We start from the raw sequence: 9148 nt of genomic DNA on the forward strand, positions 1-9148 counted from the left end.
CGGGCTGGTCAGGCGGCGGCCGGGGGACCGGTCTCCGTCAGGCGCCCGTCGGCCAGGCGCAACCAGCGGCCGACGTCGATCGCGGCGAGGAACCGCTCGTCGTGGCTGACCACCAGCAACGCGCCCCGGTAGGCGTGCAGCGCGCTCTCCAACTGGCTGACGCTGACCAGGTCGAGGTTGTTCGTCGGCTCGTCGAGCAGGAGCAGCTGCGGCGCCGGTTCGGCGCCCAGCACGCACGCGAGGGTGGCGCGCAGCCGCTCACCGCCGGAGAGCACCCCGACCGGAAGGTGCGCCCGCGGGCCGCGGAACAGGAAGCGGGCGAGCAGGTTCATCCGCCGCGCGTCAGGGGCCCGCGGCGCGAACGCGGCGAGATTCTCCGCGACGGTACGGTCCAGGTCGAGCAGGTCCAGGCGCTGCGACAGGTACGCGATCCGGCCCTCGGCGCGCGTGATCCGGCCGCTCTCCGGTTCCAGGTCACCGTCGATCAGGCGCAGCAGCGTGGACTTGCCCGCGCCGTTGGCACCGAGCAGGGCGATCCGCTCCGGGCCCCGGATCGTCAGGTCGACACCGCCGGCGGCGAACAGTGGGCGGCCGCCGTGCCGGACCCGCACGCCCTCGACGGTGAGCAGCGTGCGCCCGGCCGGCACGGTGGTGGCGGGCAGCTCCACGGTGATCGTCTTCTCGTTGCGCAGCGCCCGCTCGGCCTCGTCCAGCCGCGCCCGGGCGTCGTCGACCCGCCCGGAGTGCATCTCGTTCGCCTTGCCCGCGGACACCTGCGCGTCCCGCTTCATGCCACCGGCGACGATCCTCGGCAGGCCCGCGTTCTTCAGGTTGCGGGCCGCGTTCCCGGCCCGCCGGGCCGCCCGCTCGCGGGCCTCCTGCAACTCCCGCTTCTCCCGCTTGAGCTCCTGTTCGGCGCTGCGCACGTTCTTCTCCGCCACCTCCTGCGCGGCCCGCACGGCCGCCTCGTACGAGGTGAAGTTCCCGCCGTGGAAGCGCAGCTCACCGCGTTCGAGTTCGGCGATGCGGTCCATCCGGTCCAGCAGTGCCCGGTCGTGGCTGACCAGCAGCAGGCAGCCATGCCACTGCTCCAGCACGTCGTGCAGCCGGTGCCGGGCGTCGAGGTCGAGGTTGTTCGTCGGCTCGTCCAGCAGCAGCACGTCGGGCTGCTTGAGCAGCTGCGCCGCCAGGCCGAGGGAGACCACCTGACCACCGCTGAGCGTGCCCAGGGGCCGGTCGAAGGCCAGGTCGCCGAGGCCGAGCCGGTCGAGTTGCGCGCGGGTGCGCTCCTCGATGTCCCAGTCGGCGCCGATCGTGGTGAAGTGCCTCTCGTCGGCGTCACCGGCTTCGATGGCGTGCAGTGCCGCGATCAGCGGGGCGATCTCCAGCACCTCGGCCACGGTGAGGCCGGCGGCCAGCGGCAGGCTCTGCGGGAGGTAGCCCAGGACGCCGTCGACGGTCACCGACCCGGCGGCCGGGCGGTACTCGCCGGCGATCAGCCGCAGCAGCGTGCTCTTGCCGGCGCCGTTCGGCGCGACCAGGCCGGTCCGGCCGCCGCCGAGGGTGAAGGAGAGGTTCTGGAAGACCGGCGTGTCGTCCGGCCAGGAGAAGGTCAGGTTCGAGCAGACGACAAAGGAATCGGACATCGGGCGACGACCTCGACGTACGGGCGGGCGGACCGGATCCGCCCGGCGGGGGACATGGTCACGAGGGAACGACGGGACGACCACGGCGCTCGCCTGCGGTCGGTCGCGTCTCCGGGCTCACCCGGAGATGTCGTCGTCACCCGCCATGTCTGCTCTCCCTGTGCGATCTGCGCGTCACCGCTGTGCGATCTGCGCGTCTTCCCGCTGCGATCTGCGCGCTCGGACCGGTCGGGTTCACGGTAGCACCGACCGTGCCCACGGGTGGGTACGGCCGTCGTCCGGCGGTGCCGGCGACCGGCGTGACCTGCGTTACCTCTCGCCGAGACGGGAATGTGATCACCGGAGGCGCATTTGACTCAGGGTGTGAGTGCCGCACCCTCTTCCGCCCGGGCGCACGCCGACCGGGCGGAGATCCCCCAGACGACCGATGCCACCCCGACACCCACCCCGGGCGACCTGATGAGCCGGGGCCAGCGGCTCAAGCTCGTGCTGGTCCTCGGCTCGCTGATCGCTGTGGGTCCGCTGACGATCGACATGTACCTGCCCGCGCTGCCCGCCATCGTCACGGACTTCGCGACCACGTCGGCGGCGGTCCAGTTGACGCTCACCGGCACGCTCGCCGGGCTGGCCGTCGGGCAGTTGCTGATCGGGCCGCTGTCGGACGCGATCGGGCGGCGCCGCCCGCTGATCGCCGGCCTCCTGCTGCACATCGTGGCGTCGGCGCTGTGCGTGGTCGCCCCGAACATCGCCGTCCTCGGCGTCCTGCGCGTCGTGCAGGGCCTCGGTGTCGCCGCGACCGCGGTGGTGGCGATGGCGGTGGTGCGTGACCTGTTCAGCGGGGCGGCGTTCGCCACCCTGCTGTCCCGGCTGCTGCTGGTGATGGGTGCGGCGCCGGTCCTCGCCCCGACGCTGGGCGGCGGCGTGCTGCGGTGGACCGACTGGCGGGGCGTCTTCGTGGTCCTTGCCGTATTCGGGGTGCTGCTCGTCGTGCTGGCCACTGTCGCCCTGCCCGAGACACTGCCGCCCGCGCGCCGCCAGCGCGGTGGAGTCGTCGCGACCGTGATGACGTACGGCGGGCTGCTGCGGGACCGGGTCTTCGTCGGCCTGGTCCTGGTCGCCGGACTGGCCATGGCGGCGCTGTTCGCGTACGTCGCGGGGTCGTCGTTCGTGCTGCAGGACGGGTACGGGCTCGACGAGCAGCAGTTCGGCCTGGCGTTCGGCGCGGGCGCGGTGGGCCTGATCGGCGCCACCCAGTACAACGTGCGGCTGCTGCGCCGCTACCCGTCGCAGTGGATCCTGCTGACCTCGCTGGTGGCGGGCACGGTGGCCGGGCTGGCCCTGGTGGTGTTCGCCGCGACCGGCTTCGGCGGGCTGCCCGCCCTGCTGGTGTCGCTGTGGCTGGTGCTGGCGGCAGCGGGCCTGGCCATGCCGAACGCCCCGGCGCTGGCCCTGTCCCGCCACGGTGAGGCGGCCGGCACCGCGTCCGCCCTGCTCGGCGCCGTGCAGTTCGGCGTGGGCGCGGTGGCGGCGCCGCTGGTCGGTGTGCTCGGCACCGGCGCGGTGGCGATGGCCCTGGTGGTGGCCGGCGGGATGGTGGCGGCACTGGTGGTGCTGCTGGTCGTCGTCCGGCCGTCCCGGCTCGCCGGTCTGGAGGCGGCTCCGGCGGTCGCTGTCGCGCACTGATCGGACGGCCCGGATCGGCGGCGGGTGCGCGCGGTGCCTACGCTGCTGCCATGACCGTCCCGGCCCGCATCCTGGTCGAGGGGATCCACGGTTCCGGCAAGTCGACGCTCGCCGCGCATCTGGCGCAGCGGTTCGGCCTGCCCTGGTTTCCGGTCGACGATCTGCTGTGGGAGCCCGGCTGGGTCGAGGTGCCGGTCGCCGAGCAGCGACGCCGGATCGAGGCGATCTGCCGGCGCGACAGCTGGATTCTCGACGGCGCGTACCACGGGTGGCGGGACGTGGTCCTCGGCCGCGCCGACCTGGTGATCGGCCTGGACTATCCGCGTGGGGTCTCGTTCCGCCGGCTGCTGCGGCGCACGCGGCGGCGGCTGGCGAGCGGCGAGGAGATCTGCAACGGCAACCGGGAGTCCTGGGGGAGCGTGCTGTCTCCCGACTCGGTCCTGGTGTGGCACGTCACCGGGTTCAGCCGGGCGCGCCGGCGCATGCGGGCCTGGGCGGCCGACCCGGCCGGTCCGCCGGTGCTGCTGTTCGACGACCCGGGCGCCCTCGACGGCTGGCTGGCCCGGGGCGCGCCGGCAGGACCGCGGGTGCCGCGGCCCGGCGCCTAGCGTGAACGACCTGCCCGCCCGCGGGGGCGCTCACCCGAAGCCCTCGGTCCACTTACATCGGGAAGCGGCCCCGGCGCCACTGCCAGTGGCGTCCCGCCCGGATGTGGTCGACGACCGCGCGCTGGAGCACGGTGCGGCGCGGCAGCCGGTCCAGCGGCGTGTCCAGGGTGCGGAACACGAACCGCAGCATCTCGGTGTCGCCGTCGAGACCGGGCAGTTCCTGGTAGGGCTCCACTGTGAACCGCCGCTGGAACCGGACGATGTTGGAGTCCTCCGGCAGGTATTCGCGCAACTGCGGGTCGAGCAGCCAGGAGCCGCAGGAGAACGCGGTGTAGCGCTCGTCGGGGAAGTGGCGCGGGAAGAACGCGCGGGCCCGCTCCAGCGACGCGTCGACCGCCTCCGGGGTCAGCGGTCCCGAGTCCGGGACGTGCAGCTCGATCGCCTCGGCGTCGCCGCGCTGGTGCTGGAGCCGGCCCAGTTCGTAGATGCCGCCGCGCGCGTGCAGCGTCAGCCAGCACTGGATGACCGGCCAGCCCTCACCGTTCATCCGCCGGTCGACGGCGAGGTTGCTGCCCAGGTCGGCGAGCGTCGTCCAGGACACCTCGTCGGGCACGCCGTGGTCGGTGTGGTAGGCCCGGGCCACGTCGACCAGTGCCAGGTACGCGTAGGCGTACAGGTGCCGCCAGGCCGGACCCCGCTCGCGGGGCAGCGCCGGGCCCGGCGGCAGCCAGGCGAAACCACCGAGGTCGGCGCGGACCAGGGCGATCGAGCGGTCGAGCAGCCAGCGCAGCTCCGGCGTCCACAGTGGCGACCCGGGCTCCGGCCAGCCCGCCAGGATCTCGGCGGCGTCGTCGGGGCGGACCGCGAGCCGGTCCAGCAGCGCGGGCGCGTCCGCCCGGGCGGGCAGCGGCGCGGAGGGCAGGTCACCGGCGAGCCGGCGCACCCGGTCGACCTCCTCGGCGGGCACGCCGAGCCGGCCGGCGACGTCGTCGACATCCATGGCGACGACGCTACCGGCCGGCGCCCGCTCTAACAGCCCCGTGCGGTGCTCAGCGCCGTTGCTGGCACGGCACGCAGAAGCGGGCCGAGGGCAGGATCTCCAGGCGGGCGGTCGGGATGTCCTGCCCGCAGCGTTCGCAGACGCCGTACGTGCCCTCGGACATCCGCTTGAGCGCCTGTGCGGTGTCCGCGACGCCCTGGCGGGCGACCTCGATCAGCCGGCGCAGCGTGTCCGGGTCGTGGCCGCCGTGGCCGGGCTGCCGCGTGTGCAGCGTCAGCTCGGTGAGCTGGTCGGTGTACTCGCCGAACTGCCGGTCGAGCAGTTCGCGCAGGGTGTCGGTGCGGTTGAGGGCGTGCGTCATGATGTGGCGCTCCTTTCCGGGCGGCGCTGGGTGTCGTGCGGGTGGCGCAGGGCCGAGATGGCGGCCATGCCGGCGCCGGTCAGCGCCGCGGTACGGGGTGACGCGGCCCGGTGGACCGTGGCGCCGAGCGTGGCCACCAGGCGGGCGGTCACGTCGGGCCGGGTGGCGCCGTCGCCGATGACGACCGGGCCACGGGTCAGCGCGGCGCGGACCAGGGGCCGCAGCGCCGCGTCCTGCCGCAGCTCGCGTACCAGCCGGGCGGTGGTGTCGGCGAGCATGACGGCGGTCGTCGTGTGGTTCAGGTCCCGGGTGCCGACGTCGGCCCGCCGGGCGGCGACCACCCGGCCGTCCTCCAGCAGCGCCACCTCGCTGAGCTGGGCGCCGATGTCGGCGACCAGCAGCGTGCCGGCGGCGGCGCCGGCGCCGATGGCGCCCGCCCGGACGCTGTCGAGGAACAGCAGCCGGGACGGCGCGAGGACGGCGGTCAGCACCCGGCGCGCCGCCTCCTGCTCGGCCGGCGCGGCGAGCACCGGACGGCAGGCCACCACCAGCGCGCCGACCGGGACCGGGGTGCGGTGGTCGCGCAGGATCCGGCGCAGCTCGGTGACGCAGGCCGGACCGTCGACGATCCGCCCGCGCCGGACGACCGGGCTGCGCAGGCCGTGCCCGACCGGGACGCTCAGCGTCCGGCCCGGTCCCAGCCAGATCCGCAGCAGGCTGCTGCCGAGGTCCACGGCGATCGGCGCCGCGTCGACGGTCACCGACGGGCGGCTGCCGTGGGAACGGCCGATCAGCATGCCGGTACGGGCCGGCGGGCGAATGGCGGTGACAGGGTGCGGCATACCGACCTCTTTCGGATCAGGGTGCCCAACCGGGCGGTGGACGGTGCGGGGAAGGGGCGTGGCCGGGGCCGCGGGCGTCGGATTCACTCGACGACGCCGGTGGCCGGGGGCTTCAGACGCGCTTCTGGTCGCCGCTCGCAGGTCGGGACGCGACGAGAACGGCGAACGCCGGTGGTGGAGCCATCGACGTGCGGGTCATGCTCACCACCTCCTCGCTGCTCGGTACCGCCTCGGACCTCCAGCGTCGCCGGGAACAGCACGCGCGGCACTGCACGCCACCGGCCAACAACGGGCGCGATGATTGCCGGTCGCCGGAACCCGGATCTCCCCATCCCCCCTGGCTATGGTTGACACATGGAGAACGCGAGCGCAGCTCGAACGTCTTCCGCGTCGCCCTGACGCCGGCCGGTTCCGGCGGGTCCGCGGCGACCGCGTCCGAAGGAGGTCCCCGTGATCATCGAACGTACAACCCTCCCCGGCATCGGGGTCCGGCACACGCTGGTCACCGAGGAGGGCCGTCGCATCGGGGTGATCGACTACCAGGTGGGCGGCCGGCGCGACGTCGTCCACGACGACCCGGACGACCCGGACCGCATGGTCACGCTGACCCTCACCCGCGACGAGGCGGCGGCCCTGGCCAACCTGCTCGGTTTCCCGGAGCTGGTCGCCGTACCGGCCTGAGCCGGCCCTACGCCGGCAGCGGCCGGCGCGGCCAGTCCAGCGCCCGCGCCCCGAGCACGGCGGCGTGCAGCGTGAACCGGTCCCGCGCGTCGGCGGGGTCGTAGCCGCTCAACGCCCGGATCCGGGCCAGCCGGTAGGTGACGGTGCGCACCGACACGTGCAGCCGCCGGGCGGCCTCGGTGGCGACCTCGCCGCAGGCGAAGTACTCGTTGAGCGTGTCCAGCAGCGGCTCGGCGCCGCCACGTGCCTGGGCCAGCGGCGTCAGCACCGCCCGGACCAGGTCGACCATGGCGGGCTGGTCACGCAGCAGCACCCGGTAGATCAGCAGGTCGTGCGCGTCGATCACGGATGCCTCACTGTGCAGGCGGCGTGCTGTGGTCAGCGCCTCCCGGGCCTCCTCGTACGAGCGGGCGATGCCGTAGACGCCGGGATGCGGGCGGCCCACCGCCACCTGCCACGGCCGGCCCCGCACCAGGCGGTCCAGCTCGCCGTGCATCAGCGTGCCGAGGTTCGCGGACGGGCCGGCGTCACGGCCCCGGTCGGCGGTCACCGGGTCCGCCGGGGCGATCACCACGAGCAGGCCCTCCTTGGTCGCCACCAGCACGTCCCGGTCACCGAGCCGGTCGAAGATGACCCGCTCCAGCGCGCTGATCGCCGCCTCCGTGTCCGGCAGCCGGCGGCCGGGCGCGGCGAGCGCGACCTGGTGCACCCGGGCCAGGTCCAGGCCGAACGGCTCGGCCCGCTCCACCAGGCCGCCCAGGTCGGAGTCGCCGCGCAGCAGGTCGTCGACGAGTTCCCGGCGCAGTGACTCCTCGCGCCGGACGAGTTCCCGGCGGGCCACCGCGTACCCCTCGGCGAGCGTGGCCACCGCGGTGTCGACCACGTGCAGGACGGCGTCGGCGGCGGCGCGGACCGCCTCGCTGTCGTCGGACCGGTCCAGGTGCGGCAGTTGCCGCCAGACGCGCCGCGCCGCGGACAGGTAGAGGCGTACCGCGCGGCCGGCGGAGATCCCCTGCTCGGCCGCGCGCCGGCCCAGCGCGCCGACCGCGTCGAGTTCGGCGCGGCGCGGCCGGCGGCCGGTCACCGCCGCGTCGGTGAGCAGCCGCAGGTAGTCGCCGAGCAGCTCCACCGGCACGCCACCGGCGTCGGCGCCCGCCTCGCGGGCCACCTCGGCCAGCCACTGCTCGTCCTCGCCGCCCGCGACCGGACCTGGCCGGCGGACGCTGTCGGTCATCGCGATCCCCCCGTGCGGGGCCCGCGCCGGAGGCCGGCCCACCGCGCCCAGCGTAGGCCGCGGGGCCGGCGTCGGCGGGCGTGACCGGCCCGTCCGGGGGCGGGCGCGCCCGGCGTCATGCCCGCGACTGCGGGCCGGGGTCGATCACCAGCGCCGGGCCGATTCGCCGCTCACCCCGGGGACCCCGGGTCAGCCGCCGCGCCGCGACCGCCGGGTCGTCGTCGGCGGCGGTCACCTGATCGGGTACGCGCACCCAGTGCCGGCGGTGCGCGTCGGCGTACGCGGCGCCGAGGACGGCGATCCGGCGGCCCTCGACCGGTGCCGGCCGCAGGTCCCCGCCGGGGGCGGTGGCGCCGAGCGCCGGACCGGCCGGCACCGCCGCGAGTTCGCCCCGGTCACCGGCGACGGTGATCAGGTCGGGGGAGCCGCAGCGCACCGCCGCCACGGCGCCGGCCCGGTCCACCCGCACGATCGTGGCGCGCAGGTGACCCGCCGGGGCGAGATCGCGTACCGCCCGGTCGAGCACGCCGGCGAGGTCCGGCAGCGTGCGTCCCGGCCGGGCGTGGCGGCGGAAGGTCTGCTCGACGGCCCGGCGCCCGGCGGGGGTGTCCAGTGCCGCGCCGGTGACCGTGCCGATCAGGGCGAGCAGGCCGCCGCCGCGCAGCGGAACGGCGGCACCGATCTCCCCGGGTGTGCCGCAGATCGCCAGCGCGGCGCGTCCGGGGCCGGCCGGCACGGTGAACACCGCGACGTCCGGCGGGCCGGCGGCGCGCGCCACGGTCGCGGTCCGTGTCCGGCGGCGGGCCCAGGCCAGGGCCGGCACCGCGGCCAGGCTGACCGCCGAGGCGAGCAGCGCCTGCGGATCGCTGCGGTGGCCGGGGATGACCGGTACGACGACCGACAGCACTACCAGCGCGCCCGCCCAGGCCGACACCAGCACCGCCACCCGGGGCCGGGCCGAGACGCCGAGCAGGCCCGGTAGGAGCACCCAACCCAGCGGCGTGCTGACCTCGGCGAGGCCCATCAGCATCGCGTTCCCGGTGGTGCCCGCCAGGGCGGCTCGCATCGGCAGCACGCCGACCACCCTATCGGG

At 75.4% G+C, this 9148-nt stretch carries 9 protein-coding genes; 3 read left to right on the forward strand and 6 right to left on the reverse strand.

The genetic code is table 11. From position 1 onward, the window contains the following. Positions 1–8: 8 nt before the first annotated feature. Complete coding sequence (locus tag AB0C17_RS11975; protein WP_357384863.1) at positions 9–1646, reverse strand: ABC-F family ATP-binding cassette domain-containing protein; 1638 nt, start codon at positions 1644–1646, stop codon at positions 9–11. A gap of 459 nt (positions 1647–2105) precedes the next feature. On the opposite strand from AB0C17_RS11975, the gene AB0C17_RS11980 reads away from it, so the two are divergent. Continuing rightward, complete coding sequence (locus tag AB0C17_RS11980) at positions 2106–3329, forward strand: multidrug effflux MFS transporter (RefSeq protein ID WP_357471240.1); 1224 nt, start codon at positions 2106–2108, stop codon at positions 3327–3329. Between the two features lie 50 nt (positions 3330–3379). Next, positions 3380–3937: an adenylate kinase gene (locus tag AB0C17_RS11985; protein ID WP_357384866.1), complete on the forward strand. Its 558-nt coding sequence runs from the start codon at positions 3380–3382 to the stop codon at positions 3935–3937. Positions 3938–3989: 52 nt separating this feature from the next. Here the strand turns inward: AB0C17_RS11985 and AB0C17_RS11990 are convergent, their stop codons facing one another. Genes AB0C17_RS11990 through AB0C17_RS12000 form a run of 3 tightly spaced genes read right to left on the reverse strand, consistent with a single transcriptional unit; the run spans position 3990 to position 6140 of the window. Next, entirely contained in the window at positions 3990–4937 is a 948-nt protein-coding gene (locus tag AB0C17_RS11990) for an acyltransferase domain-containing protein (RefSeq protein WP_357478275.1), read from the reverse strand. Positions 4938–4986: 49 nt separating this feature from the next. Continuing rightward, positions 4987–5298: a TraR/DksA C4-type zinc finger protein gene (locus AB0C17_RS11995; protein ID WP_357384871.1), complete on the reverse strand. Its 312-nt coding sequence runs from the start codon at positions 5296–5298 to the stop codon at positions 4987–4989. Continuing rightward, positions 5295–6140, reverse strand: coding sequence for a cell shape-determining protein MreB (locus AB0C17_RS12000; protein ID WP_357478277.1), 846 nt, complete (start codon positions 6138–6140; stop codon positions 5295–5297). Before AB0C17_RS12000 ends, AB0C17_RS11995 begins: the two co-directional genes overlap by 4 nt. 450 nt (positions 6141–6590) lie before the next feature. Here AB0C17_RS12000 and AB0C17_RS12005 point away from each other — a divergent pair, with 450 nt between their 5' ends. Next, positions 6591–6821 (forward strand): potassium transporter TrkA, encoded by a 231-nt coding sequence (locus tag AB0C17_RS12005; RefSeq protein WP_357471194.1) that lies wholly within the window; start codon positions 6591–6593, stop codon positions 6819–6821. Positions 6822–6828: 7 nt separating this feature from the next. Here AB0C17_RS12005 and AB0C17_RS12010 read toward each other — a convergent pair whose 3' ends face one another. Further along, on the reverse strand, positions 6829–8055 hold the full coding sequence (locus AB0C17_RS12010; protein ID WP_357384877.1) for a helix-turn-helix domain-containing protein: 1227 nt from the start codon (positions 8053–8055) through the stop codon (positions 6829–6831). A 115-nt stretch (positions 8056–8170) separates the two neighbouring features. Then, complete coding sequence (locus AB0C17_RS12015; RefSeq protein WP_357384973.1) at positions 8171–9121, reverse strand: hypothetical protein; 951 nt, start codon at positions 9119–9121, stop codon at positions 8171–8173. Between the last annotated feature and the right edge of the window lie 27 nt (positions 9122–9148).

The organism is Micromonospora sp. NPDC048887 (genome assembly GCF_040649715.1).
Taxonomy (GTDB): Bacteria; Actinomycetota; Actinomycetes; order Mycobacteriales; family Micromonosporaceae; genus Micromonospora.

Excerpts from the sequence above, each read along its gene's own strand:
- AB0C17_RS11985 (WP_357384866.1), top strand. The coding sequence starts at position 3,380 with ATGACCGTCCCGGCCCGCATCCTGGTCGAGGGGATCCACGGTTCCGGC.
- AB0C17_RS12015 (WP_357384973.1), bottom strand. The coding sequence starts at position 9,121 with ATGCGAGCCGCCCTGGCGGGCACCACCGGGAACGCGATGCTGATGGGC.
- AB0C17_RS11975 (WP_357384863.1), bottom strand. The coding sequence starts at position 1,646 with ATGTCCGATTCCTTTGTCGTCTGCTCGAACCTGACCTTCTCCTGGCCG.
- AB0C17_RS12010 (WP_357384877.1), bottom strand. The coding sequence starts at position 8,055 with ATGACCGACAGCGTCCGCCGGCCAGGTCCGGTCGCGGGCGGCGAGGAC.
- AB0C17_RS11980 (WP_357471240.1), top strand. The coding sequence starts at position 2,106 with ATGAGCCGGGGCCAGCGGCTCAAGCTCGTGCTGGTCCTCGGCTCGCTG.
- AB0C17_RS12000 (WP_357478277.1), bottom strand. The coding sequence starts at position 6,140 with ATGCCGCACCCTGTCACCGCCATTCGCCCGCCGGCCCGTACCGGCATG.
- AB0C17_RS11990 (WP_357478275.1), bottom strand. The coding sequence starts at position 4,937 with ATGGATGTCGACGACGTCGCCGGCCGGCTCGGCGTGCCCGCCGAGGAG.
- AB0C17_RS11995 (WP_357384871.1), bottom strand. The coding sequence starts at position 5,298 with ATGACGCACGCCCTCAACCGCACCGACACCCTGCGCGAACTGCTCGAC.